The organism is Agriterribacter sp. (assembly GCF_035497235.1).
In the GTDB taxonomy this organism is placed as follows: domain Bacteria; phylum Bacteroidota; class Bacteroidia; order Chitinophagales; family Chitinophagaceae; genus Agriterribacter.
Window position 1 is genome coordinate 221,970 of record NZ_DATJEB010000013.1, and the last position, 24,724, is coordinate 246,693.

Consider the following 24,724-nt stretch of genomic DNA (forward strand, 5'->3'; position numbering starts at 1 on the left):
TTACAGTTCAATATTAGCACCCACCGTAATGGTACGCGGATTAGGATAATGACCCGCATCTACATTCATTAACCGGATATTATTATTGAAGGCTCCTACTTCAGGATCATACCCGCTGTATTTTGAAAATGTCCAGAGATTTTGTGCAGACAGGTATAGCCTGATATTATTTATTTTAGCACGGTTCGTAAGTGCCTTAGGTATCCTGTACCCCAGCGTAATATTTTGTATGCGCAGGTAAGAACCGTTTTCCACATAGCGGTCAGACATAGCCACATTGTTAACCTGTCCGCTCACAAACCGCGGCAGCTTGCCATCGGTATTTGCATCTGTATACCTGTCCATTACGGTACGTAGCTGGTTATGATAGATATTGTCCATTTTTTCTAACTGCCACCGCAGGAAATTGAATATTTTAGCACCATAGCTTCCCTGTATAAATACAGTAGCGTCAAAATCTTTGTACTGGAAAGTATTGGTTAATCCATAAGTGAATTTGGGAAGTGGGCTTCCTATATAAGTGATGTCTTTTTCATTTATCACATTGTCAGGCTTACCATCGGCGCCGCTTACATCCTTAAACCGTATATCACCCAGCCAGGTATGGCTTTCATCTACCGAATAACCAAATTGCGGAAGGCTGTTATCCAGGTCCTGCTGCGTACGGAACAACCCGTCTGTTACCAGTCCAAAGTAAGAACCCACTGCATAACCAGGGTTAGTGTAGGAAATGATATAATTATCATAATACACTTTCCCGGTTAAGCCTGCTGTTGAATTGGCCATTTTATCCAGCTTGTTTTTAAACTGTGAATAGATCAGGTTGGTTTTCCAGGAAAAATTATTTGTCTTAATATTGGTGCTGGTAATGCTCAGGTCTACACCTGTATTCGACATTTGTCCTACGTTACCTACCGGGGCTTTCAGATCATCCCACTGATCGCCAACGCCTATCAGCCTTGGACCGGTAAGGAACAACAGCATATCGGTAGTTGTTTTTTTATACACGTCTACTGTAGCGTCAATTCTTCCATTTAAAAATGAAATATCTATACCCGCATTTTTAGTTACTACGGATTCCCAGCTTAAATCAGGATTGGCAATACCGTTCAGGTAGCTTGAATTTCCAAAGCCAACAGGACCGGGCCAGAAACCAATGGCCGAAGTATAGGGAGGGTTTTGAGCGCCGGAGGGAAGATTCTGATTGCCCACAGCGCCGTAGCCCAGCCTCAGTTTGAGGAAATTAATAGCGGGACTTAAACCGTCAGCAAACCCTTCATTGCTGATGGTCCAGCCAATGGAAGCGCCCGGGAAATAACCCCATTTATTGTTGGGGCCGAAATTGGAAGATCCGTCTGTTCTGAAGCTCACCGATAATGAATAACGGTCATCGAAAGAATAAGTACCTCTTGCAAAATACGATTCCATGGCCCATTGGCTTTTTCCACCATTCAGTTCCCAGGTTGTTTTATCGCTGCTGCCTGCATTAATATCCAAAATATTATTTTGCAGATTTACTCTTTTGCCGGCAAGTCCTTCATAATACGAGTATTGAGCTTCGTGCCCTGCCGTGGCTGTTATGCTGTGTTTGCCTATATATTTATTATAGTTCAGGTAATTCCTGATAGCGTAATAATAGTTGTTACCCCTGTTGTCAAATAGCTGGCTTTGTAAACTTGTTGTGCCTACATTGCCGGCTAACTGGTAAGCCAGGTTATTGTTCATGCCCAATGAGTAGGAGATTTCATTTCTCAGGTTTAATCCTTCTATGAATTGAATATCTGCATAAATATTCCCAAACACCTGCGTGTTGGTAGATTTATTGCCTCGCATATTGCTTCTTGCTATAGGATTGTCCTGGCCGTATCTTACACCGCTAATGGTATTGCCACCACCCCATGTACCGTCAATATTTTTTACGGGGATCAAAGGATTTTGAATGGCGCCCCACCAAATAGTTCCCTCCGCGGCATCGGCTAATGTTACATTTTGTATACTTCTTGAAGCATTGGCGCTTACACCTATCTTTATCCAGTTCTTTAACTGATGATCTAAGCTGAACCGGGTAGAATAACGTTTAAAATCGGAGCCGATCAGTATCCCCGACTGGTCAAAATAATTTAACGACAGGTAATAATTGGTTTTGTCTTTTCCACCGGAAAAGCTCAACTGGTGGTTTTGTACTTCCCCTGTTCTAAACATGGCTTCCTGCCAGTCTGTTCCCGTTCCTAATAAAGTTGGATCCTGAAATTCTTCCGTAGGGGTAGCCCCTAAAATGGGCGCCACTTCATTTTGATACTGCGCAAACTCCCTCAGGTTCATTACATCTAATTTTTTAACCACATTGGATTGCCCGTAGTATACATCATAATTTAATTTTCCTTCGCCCGACTTTCCCTTTTTAGTAGTGATCAGTATTACCCCGTTCGCTGCCTGCGAACCATAAATAGATTGTGCGGAGGCATCTTTCAGTACGTCAATGGATTCAATGTCGTTGGGATTTAAAGTGGCCATTACACTATTACCTGTTTGCCCGTCTGAACCACCCAGTCCTGCATATCCCGAGTTTGATTTGGTATTGCTGATAAAGGGAACGCCATCAATTACAATCAAAGGGTCATTGCTGTTAATGGTGGTAACGCCACGTACTTTAATAGATACGCCTCCTCCCGGCTGACCGCTGTTGTTGGTAACCGTTACGCCGGCTACTTTCCCCTGCAATGCCTGGTCAATACCGGCAACCGGCAGATCTTTAATGTCTTTTGCGCTAACTGACGAAATAGAAGAAGTTACATTGGTTCTTTTGGCAGTTCCATAGCCAATAACCACCACCTCATTCAGGTTTTGCGACACAGGCTCCAGCACTACTGACATGATACCGGAGGTATTAATGGTTACCTCTTTCCGGAGCATGCCAATGGAACTTAATACAAGCGTTCTGGCATTAGCCGGCACCTGGATGGTGAAAACGCCGGAAGTGTTTGTTACGGTAACCAATTTAGTGTCCTTCACCTCCACGGTTACACCCGGAAGAGGGTTCCCATTATCGTCTTTAACACTTCCGTTGATCTTTCTTGCACCCTCCTGGGCATGCACATGGTTCATCAGCAGTAGTAATGAGAAAACCGTCCATATAAGGACTTTCGCTTTTCTCATCGTTTTGATTCTTTTCATATACTTGCAATTATTGGTTTATAAAAAAATTTAAAATTTACCATTCATTGTTACCGTTTGTTCGTTGCCATTATAGGCTATGGCGGTATCCGCCGGCCATGAAAAATCCAGTGCTGTTGATTTGTTTTTGGTTACCCAAACAATTCTGAACAGCCTGTTCTTCAGCATACCGTTATAAGAACCTTCTCTTTTGCCGATGGTTAATGTTTTGTTGGCTTCATTATAGGTAATGGGGATATTACTATACTTTCCTTTTTCGTAATTATAATTAACGGCTTCATCTTCGTACAGGGTAAAGCTGCCATCCTTACCGGTGTAAACATATAGCGTGATGTCATCTGCCGGTTTTTCCCCGGTGAATTCAATTTGCGGACCAAAAGGTATGATAGAACCTTCCTTTACAAATACCGGCATTCGTTCATAGGGTGCAACGGCTGTTATTTGTTGCCCGCCTGCCCTGTAGGCGCCTGTATACAAATCGTACCAGCCCTGCCCCGCGGGTAAATACACTAAACGGGAAGTGGCTTTGTAAGTGTATACAGGGTTTACCAGCAAAGAAGGTCCGAACATATACTGGTTGCCTATATTTTTAACATTGGCATCGGTACCAAAATCCATAATTAACCCCCGCATCATCGTATAGTTGTTATGATAAGTGCTGCCTGCTACCGAATAGATATAGGGCATGAGGCGGTAACGCAACTGGTTATAATACAGCATGCTTTTGTATGCGGGATGATCATCGGGAGCTATATTAAATATTTCGCGGTACGGGTACTGACCATGGGAACGAAACAGTGGACAAAATGCACCGAACTGGTACCAGCGTGTATTTAATTCACGCCATTCTTCCAAAGCATTTCCGGCAGGATGTGGTTTGTCGTATTTGTCTTCCACGAAAAAACCGCCAATATCGTTTGTCCAGTAAGGTAAGCCTGATAAAGAGAAGTTAATGCCCGCAGGTATTTGCCGTTCCATTTCATCGAACCGTGCCGCTATATCACCACTCCAGGTGGCAGCGGCATAGCGTTGCATACCTGCATAGGCCGAGCGGGTAAGAATGAATACCCTTTGGTTCGGGCGCGAAGAACGCTGCCCTTCATAAATTCCTTTTGCGTTTTGCAACGGGTAGCCATTAAAATATTGTGTGGAAGATCCGGACGCGGTGGGCTGCATCAGTTGCTTCCGCTTTTCAATGGTGGCGTTCGACAAAATATCGGGCTCGGTAGCATCTAGCCACCATGCGTCAACGCCTTTAATAAAAAGACTGCTGTCTAAAAGTTTCCAGAAGCCCATCCGGGCGGTGGGATTAAAAGCATCGTAAAAAGTAGATATATATCCTTTCCCTATCCAGTCGCGCTGCTGATCTTTTATATTTTGCTTATAGAGCCAGTTTTGCTTATCAAAAATTTTATAGTTTTCAATGCCTTCATAAAATTTAGGCCAAACGGAAATCATGAAGCGGGTATTATACCGTTCATGCAATCTGCCGATCATACCTGCTGCGTCCGGAAAACGTTCCCTGTCAAATTGCTGGCTGCCCCAGGCATCTTCCTTCCAGTAGCTCCAGTCTAATACTATATTATCTAATCCAATCTTCCTTCTCCTGAATTCGGCTACTGTATTTTCAATTTCCTGCTCCGTTTTATACCGTTCACGGCTTTGCCAGAAACCCAGTGCCCATTCAGGAAGCAGGGTAGCCTTACCTGTTAGCTGCCGGTAACCCCCAATCACTTCATCGGCATTAGCGCCGCAAATAAAATAATAGTCAATGTTTTCAGCAGCTTCAGACGATAAGGTCATTTTATTATGCAGCGCAGGAGGCGTGGGACTTAGCCATTGCAGGGAAAAAAACGCCTGCGTTGACTCGGGTATCCATTCCGCTTTAAAAGCATGCTTTTGCCCTTTTTGGAGCAGGTAACGGAATTGGGAGGGGCCCGGGTTCCATCCTTCACGCCAGGTATCGGATAATAAATAGCCGTCTATCCATATTTTCAAATATCCTGATGCCGATACATAAAATTTGTGTTCCCCGGTAGTATCCGGTGTAATAAATCCTTCCCAGGTTACTTTGCCTTTTTCCATGGGAAACGTTGCAGGCATGTTTTTTAGGGAAGGAAGAAAGCTGTAATCTATTTTATCTTCCTGCCGCTGCACATAAATATGAGCGCTGTCTTTCCTGTTGCTATATGTTGCCGTTAGTCCTTTGGATAGCCCATCTTTACCGGTTAACAGCAGGGCAGATACCTGTTGTTTTTCGCGGTCATCTCCAAAATGTGTAATAGAATAATTATCCCATAACAAGCCATAATTACGGCTCGACAGTAAGAAAGGAACTGCCACAATAGAATTGTACTGGGTGAGATCAACATCCTCGTCCTTATAATTAATGTGGCCCGTTTGGGGCTGTCCCAGGCCATAAAAGGCTTCCCCTGCAGGTGACTCAAATTGCTGACTGATGCGATATAATGGTTTATCATCAATTCTTACCGGGGTGATTTCTTTCCCCCCTCCTGTTTTCTCCTGCAAAATAATGTTGCCGTTCTTGTCTTTAAAGATCACTTCTCCTGTATTAAAAGATACAGAAGCCACCAGTTCGCTGGTTTTAAGCAGCGCTTCATTTTCCATTTGTTCGGCTGTCCATTCCGTGGCGGTATGATAGCCGCTGTCTATCATCAGGCTTTGCGCGGCGGTGAATGTATCATCTGCAGATGCGGTAACGCGTATGATTTTGGGGGAAACTGCCTGTAATCTTATCCATTGGGGCGCACCGGTAGTGGTATTTTTTATTTTAACTGTTATGCCATCTTTTGTTTGCGTAAATATTTTATGCCGGGTACAGGAAGTAAATAGTAGTAATAATACAATATAAAGGAGAGGCGTTATCCGTAATATAGTGCGGGCAGTCGTCATGGTCTTCAATCGTTTAATACTTTTCCGTGGCGTAACCTTATGGTTTAAGTACGAAAATGTAACAGGTCAAAAATATACACTGCACAACAGAAGAAGGGGAGTCATATGTTTATAAAAGGAGTAGCAAATGTTAACGGGGGGTATCATTTGATAACAGGAGGGGTATGAAATGTTAATGAAGCATAAAAGCTCTCCGAAAATGCCTCTTTTCAGCCTGTGTTTCTGTACAACAAAAGCCACTACTCCTTAATATGCCACAAATGCACGAATGGATAGCCAACTGAAAAGTCTTATTCGTGTATTCGTGGCGCACTTTGCTCTGTACAATAACTATTGTATACTAAAATCAGCCCACTTGCGGGCTGCTGGAATTAATGGCTTATTTTATTTTGGGAAGATCATTTAGAGATTGTAGGAGCAGAACCATATTCAGCAACTTTCCTGTGTTCATTCACGTATTTCGCAACCGTTCCTACCGGTGCGATCCATATTTCATTGGCGGGATCCTGTGCATATTCAATCAATTTTTTCAGCATAGCAAGTCGCGTGGTTTGCGGGCCGCTATTCCCCATTTCATGACCGGCAAGTACCACCCATTGCCCTGCCTGTTGTGCTGATTTAATCAGGGGCAAAATATCTTCAAAGTCTTTTCCATCCATTTCAATACCGGTGAGTTGAGCCATATCGCAAAATGCAGGGTCGTTCGGACTTTCTGCCAGCCAACCCCTGCCACTGATAAAAATATCGGCTACCAGGGGGATATAGCTTTGAGTATTTTTTCCGCGGCCCACATATGTTTGCCCGCAGGGGTATGCAAAAACCTCTGGTTTTACGCCCAGCAATTCCTCAATCTGCTTGTTGGCTGCTTTCAGTTGCCCCCGCATCTGTTTCAAAGTATAATCTTCCAGTGCATTTTCCCTCGACCACAAAAAATTCCCGGAGCAGGGATGGCTGATAGAATGATTACCGATCTCATGGCCGCCGGCTGCCGCTTTCTTCCAGCCTTCCAGGCGATTTTTTACAGTGGGAGGCTGCACATAAAAAGTAGCTTTTACATTATAGGCATCTAATAAACCCGTTCCGGTATCTACCTGGCTTGCACGGGCATCGTCAAAGCTTAAGCTGATTGCCATCTTTTTGCCTTCGGGCCAAATAAATGCAGATTCCTGCGCAGATGAAATCTGACTACAAATCAAAAAAACAATACAGAAATATAGCAGGGAATAAATTCTTTTTGTTTGCATGATGTATGCGTTTTATAATTATAGGGGTTCGCAGGGAAAGATAAATAATTTGTTGCAACAAATGATAAAAGTGCTGAGGCAGCGGTCAATTTTCAAAGAAACAGGCCCATATGCCACCTCCCGCAATTTAAAACGTTTTAAACAGGTATCGTTTAACCCCGGTATTCTCCTTATGGGGATTGTTTTTATTTGTATTTTTAATTTTTAGCCTTCAATTATTTGCTATGCCATTCAGAATGATCCTTTCTTTCTTATGCCTGCTTTGTATTAACCAGGCCATTGCAGACGTTCGCTTACCCAAAATTTTTGATTCACACATGGTACTTCAGCGCCACAAACCCATACCCGTTTGGGGCTGGGCCGATGCCGGCGAAAAAGTAACCGTTGAACTAAGCGGCAGTGGAATAACAAAACAAACCAAAACCATAAAAGCGGGCAAAGATGGGAAATGGATCCTTCGGCTGAATGCCGCTGAAGCGGGCGGCCCTTACCAGTTGGTAGTTAAAGGAAAAAAGAATGTGCTTACGCTCGATGATGTATTGATTGGAGAGGTATGGATTTGCTCCGGTCAATCCAATATGCAATGGACGGTAAGTGCATCTGACAACGCAGAAGAGGAAATACGTGCTGCCAATTACCCGATGATCCGTCATTTTGAGGTGCCGAGAGAAATAAGTTTAACCCCCAAAGACGATCTTTCGAAAGGGCAATGGAAAGCAGCAACACCCGAAAATACCGGGCAGTTTACGGCAGTGGGTTATTTCTTTGCCAGGGATCTCTATAAGAAATTAGGTATACCTGTTGGATTGATCAATACTTCATGGGGCGGCACCATTGTAGAAACATGGATCAGCAAAGAAGCCATGAAAAGTTTTAACGAGTTTTCGGATGTAGTAAACGCGATGCCGCTATCTATGGATGCACTTGGTGAAAAACGTAAAACAAGACTTACTAACGCCATTAATGAACTGCAGGGCGGGTTACCCTCTGCAGGAGAAGTGCAATCATGGTCATCTGTATCTTTTGATGACAGTGACTGGAAAACTATTGAAGTGCCAGGTAATTTCGACCGCAGGGATCTGCAGTATCTTGATGGAGCTGTTTGGTTTCGCCGCGAATTTATATTACCTGATTCATTAACCGGTGTAAGTGTGGCACTATCGCTGGGTACCATTGATGATGTGGATGCTACTTATGTAAACGGTGTAAAAGTGGGTGGTGCTTCCAGCAAAACGGCAACCGGACGAATCTATGTACTGGAACCCTCACAATTGCGCACGGGAAAAAACAGCATCGCGGTGCGCATTGAAGATTTTGGAGGGCGGGGTGGTTTTACCGGTAGGCAAGAAGATGTAAAGATCAGCAGGGGCGCGTATGAACAATCGCTTGCCGGAACATGGAAATTTCGGGTAGAATCTTCAACGGATAATAATCAGTTTACCGGTCCTAACGATGCCGGCACCTTGCTGTATAATGCTATGATTGCACCCATTATTCCGTATGCCATGCAGGGCGCCATCTGGTACCAGGGCGAATCCAATGCAGGGCGCGCCTACCAGTACCGAAAATCCTTTCCGCTCATGATCAGCGACTGGCGTAACCGCTGGAAGGAGGAATTCCCTTTTTTGTTTGTGCAGTTGGCAAGCTTTAACGCCAATAACGGCAATAGCAAAAATGGGAGTAGCTGGGCCGAATTACGCGAAGCACAGGCACTCACCTTGCAGGCGTTGCCGCGTACAGGCATGGCCGTTATTCATGATATTGGTAACCCAAAAGATATTCATCCCACCAACAAGCAGGATGTAGGAAAAAGGCTGGCGCTCCAGGCTTTAAAAATAGCATACGGGCAAAATATGCTTTCACAGGGGCCTCAATTTCAATCCATGCAAAAGGAAGGCAGTAAACTGGCACTTAGCTTCAGCAATACGGGTGGCGGGTTAATGGCCTCAGGAAAATATGGTTACCTGCAGGGTTTTGAAATAGCCGGCGCCGACAAAATATTTCATTGGGCGAAAGCGGAAATCCGTGATGGAAAAGTGGTGGTTTGGAGTGATGAGGTGACTGATCCTGTAGCTGTGCACTACGGTTGGGCCGATGACAATATGGAAGCGAACCTCCTTAATAAGGAAGGCTTACCTGCCGCGCCCTTTCGTACCGATACCTGGAAAGGCATTACCGAAGAAGCACGATTCAAATAATGATTTCGGGATGCATAGGTGCACATTGTTGTCTATGGGCTACTACATATCAATGGTACTGTGTGTTGAAATGGTTTTTGGGAAACACATAGCCACATAGGTGCACATAGGCGTTGTGTTTTTATCTATGTGTCTATGAGCCTATGTGTTGAAAGAATTTCTTCATGAATGCATAATCATATAAATGTATTGGTGCGAATTGATTTTTGTGTTATTAGCTATGTGTTAAATTATTATATACTTAAGATGTATTTAAGCGCTGGCATCAATTAACCCCAAACCAATAAACAAAAAATAAGATGGCTGTATCTTTTCAAAAACGCGCTTTACTTTCTGTATGCCTGTTATGCATTTTCAGTGTACAGGCTACGGAATTGTATATTGGAAAAGCAACTGCGGATATTACCCCAAAACTGCCGGTAGCATTAATGGGACAGTTTGAACTACGTATTGCAAACAAAGCCGAAACGCCATTAACCGCCAACATTATTGTGCTGGAATCAAAGGATGGAAGCCGGTCGCTGGGAACAACCATCATGGTTTCCTGCGACCTGGTTTTTATTCCGGCCGATTATTTACAACAGGTGAGAGCGGAAGTAAGCAAACGCCTGCCTGGCTTTGACGTGAATAATATTATTCTGAATGCCACGCACACCCACACGGCGCCCGTACTGGAAGATGATCCGGATAAAGTATCCTTTCAATATAAGATACCAAAAGAAGGCGTTTCACAGGTATCGGAATATTTGCAATTATTTACACAGCGGGTGTCTGAAGCCATCGTAAAAGCATGGAAAGACCGTAGTGCCGGAAGCGTTACCTGGGGGCAGAACAGGGCAGCAGTTGCTTATAACCGCAGAGCGGTATATGCCGATGGAACTGCGGTTATGTACGGCAAAACCAATACGCCCGAATTTATGAGTCTCGAAGGTTATGAAGATCATGATATCAATACCCTTTTCTTCTGGAACAATAGTAAGAAGCTTATTGCAATGAGTATTAATGTAGCCTGCCCTGCGCAGGAAGTAGAAGGGCGTTCTGCGGTAAACGCGGATTACTGGCACCTGGTACGCGTTTCCTTACAAAAAAAATATGGCGCCGGTCTTTGTGTACTCGGCTGGATAGGTGCAGCAGGCGATCAGTCGCCACATCCCATGTACCGTAAAAAGGCCGAAGAAAGAATGCGGAAACTGAGCAATACGGATCGTATGGAAGATATAGCCCGGCGTATAGTTTGGGCGGTTGATAAAACCTATGAGGCGGTAAAAAATGAGGCGCAAACCAATGTTCCTTTAATCCATAAAGTTGAAAAGCTGCTACTGCCTATGCGTATTATTACAGAAGAAGAATCCAAAAATTCAATGCAGGTGCGGGATGATGCTGCCCGGCAAATAGATAGAGACCCTAAAATGGCAGATCAGTTGCATGCAAAAATGACCTGGTTTGGTGATGTGGTGAAGCGCTATGAGCGGCAAAAGACGAACCCGAATCCGCAATATGAAACGGAAATACATGTGGTACGCATAGGCGATGCTGTTATATGTACCAACCAGTTTGAATTGTTTACCGATTATGGCATCCGCATACAGGCGCGCAGCAAGGCCCTGCAAACATTTGTGATACAGCTTGCCGGGCCCGGTACTTATTTGCCAACAAGCAAGGCGGTAACGGGTGGCGGATACAGCGCGGTTTGCCAGAGTAGCGCGGTTGGCCCGGAAGGGGGGCAGCTATTGGTGGAACACACTTTAGCGCTGATTGATGAACTTTGGAAAGAGGCAAAATGACAATATTGAAAATTAAAAACGGCTTCCCAATTACAATCCGGATTGCCGCTGCTGCTATTGGTATCGCGTTGCTGACGCTGCCAGGTATGGCATCGGCACAAACCGATGCGGGCAGGATATTTCGTGCAGGAGCGTCAACCAGTAATATTACCCCTGCGGTTGGAACATCCATCAATGGAAATTTTAGCGATGAAACCGTGCAGCATATTCACGATGAAACGCATGTACGTTGTATAGTGCTTGATGATGGGAATACACAGCTTGCTATTGCCGTAGCTGATCTTTGCATGGTTTCACGGGCAACATTGGATAAAGCCAAACGCCGCGCAAGCAGTATAACCCATATTCCCGTTGAGCATATGCTGGTCTCTGCCACGCATACGCATTCCGGTGGCACTGCCTGTTCGGTTTTTCAAAGCGATCCGGATCCTGATTATCTTCGCTTTCTTGAAAGTCGCATAGCCGATGCCGTTATAAATGCTCATAATAACCTGGCGCCGGCACGTATTGGCTGGGGCATGGGCAGCGAAGCCGGTCAGGTATTTAACCGCCGCTGGAAAATGAAACCCGGTGAACCGCTGATCAATCCTTTTGGAAATACAGATAAGGTAAAGATGAACCCAGGTGTTGGTAATCCCAACCTGCTTGAACCCGCCGGTCCTAAGGATCCTGGTATTTCGGTGGTTTCCATTCAGGCTTTGGATGGAACGCCTGTTGCTATACTGGCGAATTATTCCCTGCATTATGTGGGCGGCGTGGGTAAAGGCGAAGTATCCGCTGATTATTATGGTATGTTTGCCGGCCGTATGCAACAGTTGCTAAATGCGGATAGACAGCATAATCAGTTTGTCGCCATCATGTCTAACGGTACCAGCGGCGATGTGAATAATATTAATTTCGGTGCTGCATCTTCCGTGTCTTCCCCTCCCTATCATCAAATGCAAAAAGTTGCCAATATTATTGCGGCGGAAGTATATAAAGTAGCACAGCAAATAAAGTATCAAAACTGGGTTCCTTTAAGCGTTAAGCAAAAACAAATTGAATTGATGGTACGCAAGCCCGATAAAACGGAACTTACCCGCGCTAAAACAATTCTTTCCAAAGTAAACAAATCCGTACTCACCACTACCGAAGCGCTATACGCCCGTGAAACGGTATTAATCAATGATTATCCAAACCAGGTATCACTCCTCCTTCAGTCCATGCGCATAGGCGATTTGGCCATAACTGCAATTCCTTGTGAAGTATTTGCGGAAACCGGTTTGGAGATCAAAGCAAAAAGCCCCTTCAAATCCACCTTCACAATTTCATTGGCTAATGGGTACAATGGCTATTTGCCCACGCCGGCGCAGCACCAACTGGGTGGTTATGAAACATGGCGTGCCCGTTCAAGCTACCTCGAAACAGAGGCATCAGTGAAGATCACTCAATCGCTATTTGAAATGTTGGATTTACTTAATAAAGAAAACAACCCGTAAACGCTTTGAAAGAATGAAAAAATTATCCGGCTTATGCGGGCATTGGAGCTACTGCATTTGTTTTTACTTTTTGTTGGTGATCGTATTGCAAGCCTGTGGCAATTCGCCGCTATCTTATACCGGTGGAGCAATAAAACCTGAAGCTGCACTTGCTACATTTGAAATAGAAGAAGGATTTACTATTGAACTGTTGGCTGCTGAACCGCTTATTGCCAGCCCGGTAGATATGGAAATAGATGAATACGGATGCCTCTATGTGGTGGAGATGCCTGGCTATCCATTAGATAATAGTAGAACAGGCAAAATAAAATTATTGACGGATACCGATGGTGATGGAAAGATGGATAAGAGTATTGTATTTGCCGACCAGCTCATGTTCCCTAATGGCATACAACGCTGGAAGGGTGGCGTAATAGTAACCGATGCACCCAATGTACTTTATTTGGAAGATACGGATGGTGATGGCCGCGCTGACTTGAGGGACACTTTGTTAACCGGGTTTTCTTTATCCAACCCCCATGTGAATGTAAATAACCCGGTATATGGTTTGGATAACTGGATTTATCTCTCGCATTTTGGAGCAATAGGCACCCGCAAATATGGAACTGAATTTGGCGACCAGGGAACGGAAATTTATTTTCCTGGTCAGCCTGATCAACCACGCTTACCTAAAAATGCCGAAGCACGTACGGTTCGGTTTCAGCCCGATCATAAAAAACTGGAAATGACTGCTGCAAAAAGCCAGTTTGGACAAACATTCGATCAGTGGGGGCATCATTTTTTAACGCATAACCAAAACCATATTTATGAAGAAATGATAGCGGCGCCTTATTTGAAACGCAATCCCGAACTGTTGCTTTCAAACGCCACCCAATCTATTTCAGATCATGGCGATGCTACAGAGGTCTTTCAGATTACTAAAAACCCCGATCGCCAATTATTTACGCCCATCGGTTTAACTACTTCATCAAGCGGAATAACCATGAGCCTTGGCGGGCTTTTTCCTTCGCCCTTTGATGGCAATGTGGCTTTTGTTGCGGAATCGGTAAGTAACCTGATTCATGCGGATATTATAAAAGACAATGGCAGTAGTTTTATAGCAGGCCGGCATCGTAGCGATAAAGAATTTCTAGCTTCAACCGATGCCTGGTCTCGCCCGGTAAATATGTATGTTGGGCCTGATGGTGCTTTGTATGTGTTGGATTATTATCGCCGTATTATTGAACATCCCGAGTGGATGTCGGATGAAGCGGTTGCCGCTGGCGGTTTATATGATGGCTATAATATGGGCCGTATTTACAGAATTACACCCACCGGTACAAAAGCCGCAAACTGGACAAAAGGCCTTGCATTGGGCGATGCTACTACAGGGCAATTGGTGGACTATTTGGATGATAAAAATATTTGGTGGAGACAAAATGCGCAACGTTTATTGGTTGACCGGATGGATAAGACCGCGATACCTGCTTTGGTGAGGATGAGTGAAAACCGGGATGCTCCATTAGGAAGGTTGCATGCACTATGGACGCTGGAAGGAATGGGTGCACTAAGTTCCGAACTTATAAAAAAGGCGTTACATGATACTGTTGCAGGAGTACAGGAGAATGCTGTTAAACTGGCAGAGTTGCATTTAGCAGCTTCTCCGGAATTAGAGACTACGCTGTTGTTATTGCAAAATGATACTGATCCCAAAGTACGGTTTCAACTGTTGTGTACCCTTGGATATATTAATACAGCAGAAGCAGCCACAGCAAGACGAAAACTTTTATTCAGCAACCTCAGCGATGAATGGATGCAGGTAGCCGCTTTATCTGCATCCGCTTCTCAGGCTGGTTCCCTGCTGAAAGAAGTGCTGAACACTTTCAGGAATGATGTTCCGGCTTATGCTTCATTAACACAAAGACTTGCCGCAATGATTGGCGCCGGAAAAGCGCAAGAGGCGATTGGTAAGCTGATACAAAAAGCGATTGCTCCGGGTTTTAAAAAAGAAGAAAGCTGGCAGGCACCGGTACTAAAGGGTTTGAGTGAGGGATTAAAGCGAAATGAGCCCGCACGCGCTGTTTTACAAAACCTGCAGCCCCTTTTGGTAAATGGCTTTTTTGAACATCCTGATGCGGAAGTGCGCAAAGCAGCGCTGCAGTTATTAAAGCTTACCGCAACCAAAGGGAATACAATTGAAACCGGAATTGTGAAGGCCGTTTCCATAGCCGGAAATAAAAAACTACAGGAGGAGCGAAGAGAAGAAGCCGTTCATTTTTTAGCCTTGAGCGATGCTGCCCCCTACGGTAATATATTAAAAGGATTAATCGTTCCGCAGGAACAGCCATCAGTGCAAATTGCGGCCATTAAAATATTAGCTAAACTGCCCGGCACTAACGTTTCTACTTACCTGCTGCAACAATGGGATGTGCTGACGCCAGGCATACGCGATGCGGCGCTGCCTGTTTTTATGCAGGATGAAGAACGGATACGGTTACTGCTGGATGCTGTTGAGAAAAAACAAGTTGCGCCAACCAGCATTAGCTGGAACCGCAGGGTGCAACTCATGAGCAATGAAGATGAAAAACTCAGAAATCGCGCCCGCGCTTTACTCACTAAAAATGATTTCCAAAAAACGAACCTTGAGTATCAGAAAGCGCTGGAATTGCCAGGTAACAAAGCAAAGGGGAAGGTAGTGTATACGCAGAACTGCGCTATTTGTCATCAGGTGAGAGGAGCATCGGGCATAGCGTTTGGTCCGGATTTGGGAACCATACACAACTGGCTTGCTAAGGATATTATGGTGAATGTGCTTGATCCTAATTTTTCTATTGCCCAGGGTTTTGATCTTTGGGAACTGCAATTGAATGAAGGTGGTACGCTCCAGGGAATGATCAGGAATGAAACCTCGGCGGCCATTACCATACACAGCGCCCCGGGCATCGAAAAAACAATCAATCGCCAGGATATTAAATCTATAAAAGCACTGAATATGTCGCTCATGCCCGGCTTGGGAGCTCAGATCAATCCGCAGCAAATGGCCGACCTGATTGCTTTTTTACGAAACAGCAGGCACGAATGAAAAATATACATGGTAAATATTGCGGTATTCGTCCTCTTTATTATAAGAATGAAATTATTATTTTAAAGGTTTGAAAATGGAAAAAAATAATCAGTTCAGCAAAGCATTTCCGGTTCTCCGGCTGCCCAGGTTTGAGTCTCCACTAAACGGCGACAAGAAGTCCATCCAATTATTGGGGGTTGCTCTCGTTTCAATCGTCTGGTTGCCCCGGTTCGTGTCTTCACGAACCGGCGACAATTTGAAATGCACTCAATTGTTTTGGGTTGCTCTCATTTCAATTGTCTTTTTTTGTTCCTCTTGCGGAGAGCAATCTGCCACGCAGGCAAACCTGCCGCAGGTACCCGAAGGGTATACGGTAGAAGTAGCGGCAGGGCCCGATCTTTTAGATTATCCTATGTTCGCTACATTAGATGAAACAGGCAGGCTCTTTGTTTTTGAATCTACCGGTAATGTATACGCTAAAACGGACTCCGCATTGAAGAATCCAAAGTTCAGGATCAAGCTCCTGGAAGATACCAATGGCGATGGCGTATATGATAAGAGCACCATCTTTGCCGATAAGGTTGGATTTCCACAGGGCGGCGTTTTTTATAAAGGAAGTTTGTACGCTACTTCAGCGCCCGACCTGCTGAAATTTACTGATACGGATGGCGATGGTGTAGCCGACAAGCGGGAGGTGCTGCTAAGCGGGTGGACACTTAATGTAAATGCCAACAGCCTCATCGGTCCTTTTATGGCGCCCGATGGCTGGTTGTACATGACCAGCGCTATTATGGGGTTTGATGTAACCAGTAAGGAAGGAGAAAGGATGAAAGGTGAAACAGCGCGTATCTGGCGTGTGCGTACGGACGGCTCAGGATTGGAATGGATATCCGCCGGCGGAATGAATAACCCCGTTGAACTTACTTTTACAGCAGCGGGCGAACCTATTGGCACGGAAACTTATTTTACGGATCCCAAAGCGGGTGAACGCGATGCATTGGTGTACTGGACGGAAGGCGGCGTATACCCGAAACCCAATAGCAATATTGACCGCGATAAGCTGGTACGTACGGGCGACCTGATGCCGGTGGTGAGTAAATACTCCCGCGTATCGCCGGCAGGCATTGGCCGTTACAGGAATACCGTACTGGGGGATGATTTTAAAGATAACCTGTTCAGCGCCCAGTTCAATACGCATCGCATTATCAGGCATAAACTATCCAGGGAAGGCGCGTCTTTCCGTACGGAAGATGAACCTTTTTTTTGGTCCGATAACGAAGATTTTCATCCTACAGATGTGCTGGAAGATGCGGATGGAAGTTTACTCGTGGTAGAAACCGGTGGGTGGTTCATCAAGGGATGTCCGTTATCGCAGGTATCCAAACCCGAACTAAAAGGATCAATCTACCGGGTACGCCGCAACGGAGTAAAAAAAGCGGATGACCCTTATGGCAATGCCGTGCAGTGGGCAAACCTTCAGCCCAACGATGCGGTGAAGCACCTTGCATCCGGTAACGCTTTTGTAAGCGATCGTGCCGTACAACGGCTGGTAGATGCCGGTGATGCTGCTATTGAATCAATTAAAACTGTACTTCAGCAATCTCAGCCGGTAGAAGCAAAAGTAAAAGCGGTATTTGCACTTTACCGGGTAGGCACACCCGGAGCGATGGCAGCAGTGAGAACTGCATTAAGTGATACAGACCAACAGGTGCGTATAGCCGCGGCACGTGCGGCCGGACTGGCAAAGGATGTTCAGGCAGTGGATAAGCTGATGGAACTGGTGGCCAAAAGCGACCCCGCAGTACGCCGGCAGGCGGCTACGGCACTCGGACAAATCAAAGATAAAAAAGCCGTTGAAGCTTTACTTGCCGCGGCCGGCGATACAGAAGACCGGTTTATCCGCCATGCCATTATTTATGCGCTCATTTCCATTAATGAACCGGCGCTGGTTGCGTCAGGGCTTGCCGCTGCTTCCGCCGGAGTGCAGGAAGCAGCGCTTATAGCGCTCGACCAGATGCCTTCATCTACTTTGCAGGCAAAGCAACTCACACCTTTTCTTACCGCCAATAATATATCGTTAAAGCATACCGCCTTATGGGTAGCGGCTCATCATCCCGAATGGTCGGCTGATATGGTACAGTTTTTAAGCAGCCGTTTTCAGCGTGCTCCGTTAAGCAAGGAGGAAGAACAACTCTTCAGCAATATACTGGTTTCATTTTGTGGCGATATCCGTATGCAGCAATTTATAGCGGATCAGTTTACAACGGCAACGCCGGCGCATAAGCTTTTCCTCCTCGGTTCAATGGAAGCCTGCAAGGTTGAAAAATTTCCGGATGCATGGACGAACCAGCTTCAAAATCAGTTAGCCCGCGGCATGGACGCACAAGTTAAATCGCAGGTTATGCAATTGATCCGTTTGCGGGGGATTACTACATTGAACAACGGGTTACAACAAGTGGCAGACGATACACAAAATTCAACGGAGCTGAGGGTAGAGGCTATTGCTACTATATTAAAATCACAGCCAAAGTTTACCAACCACAATTTTGATTACCTGTATCAACAGTTGCAGGTGGGAAAAGAGGCCGCAGTTCGTCAGCAGATTGCTTCAACGTTGGCAGAGGGGGAACTTTCTGAACAGCAGCTACTGCACCTGGCTACCGATTTTCTTCCTAAAGCAGATGCTTTTATTTTGCCCCGGCTTGTTCCTGTATTCCAGGGAAAACATGCTGCTGAAATAGGTAATGCATTGGCTTCAGCATTAACGCGGTCTTCAAGCCTCTCCGGTTTTACACCCGAATATCTTCAAAAGGTTTTTGAACAATATCCTAACACAATCAAACCCGCTACAGATCAGCTCATGGCGAAACTGAATGAAGTGAGAGCCGATCGTTTAAAACGGCTTGAGGCATTGGAAAAGAATATTCCCAACGGCTCACTTGACCGCGGCCGTATATTATTTTTTGGAAAAGCTACCTGTGCAACCTGTCATACCATTGGAGCCGATGGCGGGCATTTTGGCCCGGACCTTACTTCTATTCAGCTCGACCGCTCGGCACACGATCTTTTGGAAGCCATTGTGTACCCCAGTGCCAGTTTTGTAAGGGAATTTGAAAGCTATCGGGTGAAAACGAAAGGGGGCGGGCACACAGGCATCATCAAAGAAAGAACCCCCGATGAAATTATTCTTGCTACTTCTGCTCAAACTGCTGTTCGTATTCCACGTGCAGATATTGCGTCAACGGAGATACTGGATATGTCGCTGATGCCACAGGGCTTTGATCAATTGTTAAACAGCCAGGAAATGGCCGACCTTATGGCCTTTATTCTGGGTCAGGACCAGGACCCGGAAAATGATCAGCAGTTATTGAGGTAATGATTGGAATATAATAGTTCCGGTAAACCCGAACACATCAATATAAATGCTTTAAATTTTCGACTATGCAACGACGTCAATTTATCAATGGAATGCTCACCGGCGCAGCGGCATTAACCGCCGCCCAGGCTCCATTGGCAATGGTTTCCCCGAAAGAAAAAAGCTTCGCGGAGCCACCCTTCAGGATGAAGTTCTCTCCCGATTTTAATATTTTTTCTAATCTGCCGGGAAAGGATGTGGTGGATAAGATTAAATGGGGCTACGACCAGGGGTTCCGGGCATGGGAGAATACCTTCCTGAAAAACAGGAGCGTGGAGGAACAGGAGCGCATCAGCAAAACCATGCAGCAACTGGGTATGGAGTTCGGGCAATTTGTAGGTACCCATACTTTTGAGCACGTAACTTTTGCAGGGAGGGATGCCGCCTTACGCGAAAAAGTGCTGAGTGATGTTCGTGCGTCGGTGGATGTAGCCAAACGGATGAATACCAAATTTATTCATAATGTGCTGGGTATGGCCGATCCCAAACTTCCCGATGATTTCCAGATGGCCAATGCGATTGAATTACTGAAACGTATAGCCGAAATTTACGAGCCGCACGGTTTGGTGATGGTAATGGAAAGCATGAACCACCGGATCAATCATCCCGGTATGTTTTTGCATACTATCCCCCAGGCCTATGCACTGGCAAAAGCGGTGGGAAGCCCTTCTGTAAAAGTGCTTTTTGATTTTTACCATGTGCAGATTGAAGAAGGAAATATCATTCCTACCCTCGACTACGCCTGGGATGAGATCGCTTATATACAGATTGGCGATACACCGGGGCGTAATGAACCTACCACGGGGGAAATCAATTTTGTTAATGTGCTCCAACATGTTTACAATAAAGGTTACCGTGGGTTTATGGGCATGGAACACAGCATCAGCAAGCCCGGCAGGGAAGGAGAGCTGGCTGTATTAAAAGCTTATCGGTCTATTGATCCGAAGTAAAGGGCTTATAATTCTGTTTTGAAATTTAGCTATTAATTGGAAATTAACTTATAAGTGAATACCTTTGCATTAGAAATATGGGATGATGAAGGTGCTAAATGTACCTTTTATACCGTTAGATGGGAAGATGCCAGGCATAATGAAACCGATAAGTTCTTTACCAAATATGATGCAGTTACTGAGCTGAAAAGTGAAGTTCAAAAACTGCTAAGTTTTGTATTGGATAGTATAGGTGATGATCATGGAGCAATAGATATTTTATTTAACAGGTTTGAGCAGGAAGTGGTTGGGTTGCCGAATAAAGGAAAAGTCAATGTAGGAGGCATTATGTTTCTTTATCCCAATTTTCCGTTAAGGCTGTATGCATTAAGGATAAAGAACCGGAAGGATTTGGTTGTATTATTTAATGGCGGCATAAAATCAGCCCAAACAAACCAGGCAAGTAAGGGCCTCAACCTAAAGTGGATTGAAGCGTGTCAATTTGCCAGAAGAATTGAAGAAGCAATAAGAGATAAAGAAATAATAATTGATTCTAAAAACCGAAAACTATTAGCAGCAAACGGAGATGAGGAAATTATCTTATAAAACGAAGATTTTTTATGAGAAGTAAAGTTGCCAAAAAGATACAAAGTGAAACGCCTGAAGAGTTACGCATTTTTGTGCGTCAGTATACCGATATTATTATCAGGATAAATGAGCTTATAAAGGCTAAGGGGTACACACAGAAAGACCTGGCAGAGAAGCTGAATAAACGACCTTCTGAAATCAATAAATGGCTTAAGGGAAATCACAATCTTACGCTTAAAACTATCGCTAAGCTGGAAGCTCAATTGGGCGAGCCAATCATTTATGTTAAGAAGGCTTCTTGATGCTATGCAATCAGCGATCAGCCATCGGCTATCAGTTGAGTATCTGCTAACGATGGGATGAACGCTTCTTTTTAATATTGATTGTGGCTCATAGCTGATTGCCGGCAGCCTCCATCGGATTTTTAGTTTGTGGTTTATCGTTGGATTTTCCTTCGAATTTCGGATTTAGCACTTCGGATTTAGCATTTATAATTTATTGGGTTCTTGTCATTTACTATTTAATTCTTTGTATTGCTAATAAGCATGCTTTTACAGCGCCGAAGCAAAGCAACTACCTAACTTTGGCCCATGACGGCGTTAATAGCATCTGTTTTGTTTTTCGCTTTATGTATCGCTTTATTCTTTGTAATAAGGAAGAGAAAACGATATGTATTTGCAGTACCCGATAATATTCCCCAACTGTTATCAGGTCATGTAGCTTATTACCGGGAGTTGGCGCCTGAACAAAAAACGATATTTGAAAAAAAAGTAAAGGAATTTCTTTTATATATCCGTATTCATGGGGTTAATACCGAAGTGGAAGACCTGGACAAAGTACTGGTGGCCAGCAGCGCTGTAATACCTGTTTTTGGATTTGATAAATGGCGCTACTATAATTTGAAAGATGTGTTATTGTATGGTGACAGGTTTAATACAGAAGATTTTTCCACAACGGGCAACGAACGCAATACCCTTGGTATGGTTGGCACAGGCGCCCTCCAACAGATGATGATCTTATCGAAACCTGCACTCCGGCAGGGCTTTCAAAATGAAGGAGAAAAAAACAATACCGGCATCCATGAGTTTGTGCATTTGCTTGACAAAGCTGATGGCGCAACCGATGGCATTCCCGAAGCCCTGGTACAGCGTCAATATACCATTCCATGGATCAAATATATGAGCGAGGCCATCCATGATATAAAATCAGGTAATTCGGATATTGATATTTATGGCGCTGCCAGCCAGGCGGAATTTTTTGCTGTGGCTGCAGAATATTTTTTTAAACGCCCGGATCTTTTTGAAGTCAGGCACCCCGAATTATTTGCATTAATGGAAAAGATATTTAACCAGCAACCAGGAGCTAAAGAAAAGCAAGTGGCAAAGGATATGAGTAAATGACCAAAGTCTTTGTCAATGTGTGAAGAAAGTAACGATTCTTTTACTACCTGGCGTTAGATTGAATTTTTAAAATGTTGCAGATAACGTCCACGGCTTTGCACAAATGGGATGTAAGAAATCCGTCTGCCGAAACTTGCTTGCCATTATCCGATTGAGCTATACTCCCACCACTTGGGAACCGCATGTTCTAAGTTGCCAAAATAAATAATTATGAAAGTAATAACGTGTCAAGATTTACTGTATCAAAATTTCCTGGATTTTGAAGAAAATCTATAATTAATTGCCTTGATAAAGCACTTAAATATTTTTCATCATCGTAAGAGAATTTTATTTCCCCAGTATGGTAATAAGTGCTTCTTTTTTGGTAAAAAACTTTTATTCTTTTAAAAAAGTCATGATCTTTTTTGAGGTATTTTGTTAACCTTAATGCAATTCTATAAGTTATTTCCGTGTTCTCATTTGCAAATAAACTTTCCAGAATAGTTACGTAAGTAGAACAAATTAGCCCTGGATTAAAAGTTTGCAAGCATGTGACATTTATTAAAGAAGCAAGCATATGCTTTTTCTTTTTGTCGATAATATTGCCTATACACAGCTCAAACGTTTTTTTAAAGCTTTCTAAGTTCTCTAAGTTGAAAATTATTTTATCTGATTTTTTTGCATAAGATTGCATTGAGTGTTGTGTTGTAGAATATTTTGTTTCACCAAAAAATGTGAGCGTAATCGGGTATTTAAAATATAATTGGCAGCAAAAATCTAAGTTAAAGCAGTATGGCGAAAACTTTGCAATTAATTCTTTTGAATTGTCTTTTGTAATTATAAAGATATTATATTTTGATGAAATAAATTCAGAGAATTTATCAATATGGTCCGAAACATTGTGAATCCTCTTAGTGTATTTAGTAGTCGCCTCGCGAACTTCGTGAATCTTTATATCAAATGAATACCGGGTGAATGCTACGGATTGAAACGCTTATCAAATTTATTCATTTATTTTTAAAATGAAAAAGATTGGATGCATTCCAAATTGTCGCCGGCTGGTGGGGACACCAGCCGGGGCGGCCCGCCGTGGGCGGTGTCTTCACCGCCCACATGGAGAAAAGTAATGCAACAATTTGGAATGCACCCAAAAGATTTTACCAGGGATTCAGATGCTTACAACTAAATGAATGCATAAAAGTAAACCCTTCTTTTTTACAAGAAGGGTTTTGCAAAACAGTTAATATCATTATCATTATTCAGGGCAGGAGAGATATCCATTATCCATCTTTCCATCCGTATAATTCTCATTGATTTTAGAAGCGGTTTCAAGAACCTGCTCAACGGTATAGCTGGTGCTGCATCCGCCCAATACCTTATTGGCTTCTTCCAGGAAGGCCGATACAGGCTGGTTGGCAAAGCCACCGGATGTGATTATCATGCTCCCAAGACCAGTTCCTGCAGTGCCAAATGCCGGATCGTAATTATCGAAACCAACGCTTAGTGTTAGGGCAGTTAAATGACTGACAAGTGTATTTTTTAATGCTTTAGCAGATGGGTTTGTATAATTGGCCGACAATGTCGCCGGGGTGCCTCCCGCAGGTAAATAATCAGTAACTGCCTGGGCCGAAGTTAGTTTTACATAATAGTTACCGGGGTAACAGCCAATGTACAGTCCGTCAGGAAATGCAGCCGCGAAATTTGAGTGCAAATACGCACCGGGATTATTACCCTTAGGTACAGCTCCCCAGCCTCCGGGTGTTTGCGTTCTTAATTGCCCGCAGTCGGCAGAAGGTGGTGGAGCACACCTGCAAAATGTAAATGCACCTTTCCATTCATTGTTGGCATCCGGTGCATCGGCCGGATAACCATACGCACACCTTACTATACTATTTATACTGTATACACCCACATTGGCAGCGAACCAGATACAACCGTCTGCGCCAAGGGCCGAAGCAGGTATTGTAAAAATTTCAGTCGTCTTTTTATCGGAATATATGTAGTTGCCGTTGAACAAGCCTGTTCCCGAACATGCCTCCCAGTTCGCAGTTGCGTTTTGAACTTCAGTAAGGCTACCATAAGAAACATTGATTCGTTCAATGAAATAGCCGGTTTTAGCTTCAATCCTAACTTCAATTGCATTACCCATATCGGTAATCATAATAGTGCCATAAAGGTCTTCCGGGTTAGGTCCGGTCAACGGATCCACATAAGAAGATGCATCTTTAAGTTCTTTTACAACGGGAGGGCATTCACCATCTGTAATCAGGAGAGGCATTTGGTCTCCTGCCTTCATTGTGGCACTGGTGTTGCCATTTTTCCCGGAAAGGGTGCTATAACTTGTTTCTTTGTGACAGCCGTAAAAGAATAACAGCATAAGGACTAAGGGTTGTAACCTGAAAATTTTTTGGAGCATAAGGTTTTTTTTATTAACAATTAAATTCCCGGTGTTTTCAGTGTAGAAATTGAGGGGTTAAATGTTAAGATATGAATGGGCTAAATTAGTTAACTGTTACGGAAACCCATAGCCTGCTTGGTTATCATAAGATACTATTCCAAAATCGGAGCCATGGGCGGTT

Annotated in this window: 14 protein-coding genes; 9 read left to right on the forward strand and 5 right to left on the reverse strand. The window is 44.1% G+C overall.

Features of this window, described 5'->3' with window-relative positions; translation table 11 throughout:
- The 3 genes from VL121_RS03945 to VL121_RS03955 all read right to left on the reverse strand — a co-directional run bounded on the left by VL121_RS03945 (position 1) and on the right by VL121_RS03955 (position 7,331).
- Positions 1 to 3,174, reverse strand: coding sequence for a SusC/RagA family TonB-linked outer membrane protein (locus VL121_RS03945; RefSeq protein ID WP_325402377.1), 3,174 nt, complete (start codon positions 3,172 to 3,174; stop codon positions 1 to 3).
- 30 nt (positions 3,175 to 3,204) lie between these two features.
- On the reverse strand, positions 3,205 to 6,087 hold the full coding sequence (locus VL121_RS03950) for a TIM-barrel domain-containing protein (protein ID WP_325402379.1): 2,883 nt from the start codon (positions 6,085 to 6,087) through the stop codon (positions 3,205 to 3,207).
- A gap of 398 nt (positions 6,088 to 6,485) precedes the next feature.
- On the reverse strand, positions 6,486 to 7,331 hold the full coding sequence (locus VL121_RS03955; RefSeq protein WP_325402381.1) for a polysaccharide deacetylase family protein: 846 nt from the start codon (positions 7,329 to 7,331) through the stop codon (positions 6,486 to 6,488).
- Positions 7,332 to 7,555: 224 nt separating this feature from the next.
- Between VL121_RS03955 and VL121_RS03960 the strand changes: the two genes are divergently transcribed.
- From VL121_RS03960 to VL121_RS04000, 9 genes are all read left to right on the forward strand, one after another.
- Positions 7,556 to 9,529 carry a sialate O-acetylesterase gene (locus tag VL121_RS03960; RefSeq protein ID WP_325402383.1) on the forward strand — a complete coding sequence of 658 codons (1,974 nt, stop codon included), beginning with the start codon at positions 7,556 to 7,558 and terminating at the stop codon, positions 9,527 to 9,529.
- A gap of 299 nt (positions 9,530 to 9,828) precedes the next feature.
- Entirely contained in the window at positions 9,829 to 11,313 is a 1,485-nt protein-coding gene (locus VL121_RS03965) for a hypothetical protein (protein ID WP_325402385.1), read from the forward strand.
- Positions 11,314 to 11,318: 5 nt separating this feature from the next.
- Positions 11,319 to 12,791 carry a hypothetical protein gene (locus VL121_RS03970; RefSeq protein ID WP_325402387.1) on the forward strand — a complete coding sequence of 491 codons (1,473 nt, stop codon included), beginning with the start codon at positions 11,319 to 11,321 and terminating at the stop codon, positions 12,789 to 12,791.
- Between the two features lie 13 nt (positions 12,792 to 12,804).
- A complete protein-coding gene (locus VL121_RS03975; protein ID WP_325402389.1) occupies positions 12,805 to 15,852 on the forward strand; it encodes a PVC-type heme-binding CxxCH protein in 3,048 nt (1,015 codons plus the stop codon).
- Between the two features lie 76 nt (positions 15,853 to 15,928).
- Positions 15,929 to 19,210: a PVC-type heme-binding CxxCH protein gene (locus VL121_RS03980; RefSeq protein ID WP_325402391.1), complete on the forward strand. Its 3,282-nt coding sequence runs from the start codon at positions 15,929 to 15,931 to the stop codon at positions 19,208 to 19,210.
- Between the two features lie 65 nt (positions 19,211 to 19,275).
- Positions 19,276 to 20,199: a hydroxypyruvate isomerase family protein gene (locus VL121_RS03985; protein WP_325402393.1), complete on the forward strand. Its 924-nt coding sequence runs from the start codon at positions 19,276 to 19,278 to the stop codon at positions 20,197 to 20,199.
- Positions 20,200 to 20,253: 54 nt separating this feature from the next.
- Positions 20,254 to 20,784: a hypothetical protein gene (locus VL121_RS03990; protein ID WP_325402395.1), complete on the forward strand. Its 531-nt coding sequence runs from the start codon at positions 20,254 to 20,256 to the stop codon at positions 20,782 to 20,784.
- Positions 20,785 to 20,798: 14 nt separating this feature from the next.
- Positions 20,799 to 21,068 (forward strand): helix-turn-helix domain-containing protein, encoded by a 270-nt coding sequence (locus tag VL121_RS03995; protein ID WP_325402397.1) that lies wholly within the window; start codon positions 20,799 to 20,801, stop codon positions 21,066 to 21,068.
- Between the two features lie 288 nt (positions 21,069 to 21,356).
- The gene (locus tag VL121_RS04000) at positions 21,357 to 22,166 is read left to right on the forward strand and encodes a M90 family metallopeptidase (protein ID WP_325402399.1); all 810 of its coding nucleotides are present in this window, start codon (positions 21,357 to 21,359) and stop codon (positions 22,164 to 22,166) included.
- Between the two features lie 208 nt (positions 22,167 to 22,374).
- On the opposite strand, the gene VL121_RS04005 is transcribed toward VL121_RS04000, so the two are convergent.
- Both VL121_RS04005 and VL121_RS04010 read right to left on the reverse strand, forming a co-directional pair.
- Complete coding sequence (locus VL121_RS04005; RefSeq protein WP_325402401.1) at positions 22,375 to 22,839, reverse strand: hypothetical protein; 465 nt, start codon at positions 22,837 to 22,839, stop codon at positions 22,375 to 22,377.
- Between the two features lie 561 nt (positions 22,840 to 23,400).
- Positions 23,401 to 24,561, reverse strand: coding sequence for a hypothetical protein (locus VL121_RS04010; RefSeq protein WP_325402403.1), 1,161 nt, complete (start codon positions 24,559 to 24,561; stop codon positions 23,401 to 23,403).
- Positions 24,562 to 24,724 lie beyond the last annotated feature (163 nt).

Excerpts from the sequence above, each read along its gene's own strand:
- VL121_RS03945 (WP_325402377.1), bottom strand. The coding sequence starts at position 3,174 with ATGAAAAGAATCAAAACGATGAGAAAAGCGAAAGTCCTTATATGGACG.
- VL121_RS03950 (WP_325402379.1), bottom strand. The coding sequence starts at position 6,087 with ATGACGACTGCCCGCACTATATTACGGATAACGCCTCTCCTTTATATT.
- VL121_RS03955 (WP_325402381.1), bottom strand. The coding sequence starts at position 7,331 with ATGCAAACAAAAAGAATTTATTCCCTGCTATATTTCTGTATTGTTTTT.
- VL121_RS03960 (WP_325402383.1), top strand. The coding sequence starts at position 7,556 with ATGCCATTCAGAATGATCCTTTCTTTCTTATGCCTGCTTTGTATTAAC.
- VL121_RS03965 (WP_325402385.1), top strand. The coding sequence starts at position 9,829 with ATGGCTGTATCTTTTCAAAAACGCGCTTTACTTTCTGTATGCCTGTTA.
- VL121_RS03975 (WP_325402389.1), top strand. The coding sequence starts at position 12,805 with ATGAAAAAATTATCCGGCTTATGCGGGCATTGGAGCTACTGCATTTGT.
- VL121_RS03980 (WP_325402391.1), top strand. The coding sequence starts at position 15,929 with ATGGAAAAAAATAATCAGTTCAGCAAAGCATTTCCGGTTCTCCGGCTG.
- VL121_RS03985 (WP_325402393.1), top strand. The coding sequence starts at position 19,276 with ATGCAACGACGTCAATTTATCAATGGAATGCTCACCGGCGCAGCGGCA.
- VL121_RS03995 (WP_325402397.1), top strand. The coding sequence starts at position 20,799 with ATGAGAAGTAAAGTTGCCAAAAAGATACAAAGTGAAACGCCTGAAGAG.
- VL121_RS04000 (WP_325402399.1), top strand. The coding sequence starts at position 21,357 with ATGACGGCGTTAATAGCATCTGTTTTGTTTTTCGCTTTATGTATCGCT.
- VL121_RS04005 (WP_325402401.1), bottom strand. The coding sequence starts at position 22,839 with ATGCAATCTTATGCAAAAAAATCAGATAAAATAATTTTCAACTTAGAG.
- VL121_RS04010 (WP_325402403.1), bottom strand. The coding sequence starts at position 24,561 with ATGCTCCAAAAAATTTTCAGGTTACAACCCTTAGTCCTTATGCTGTTA.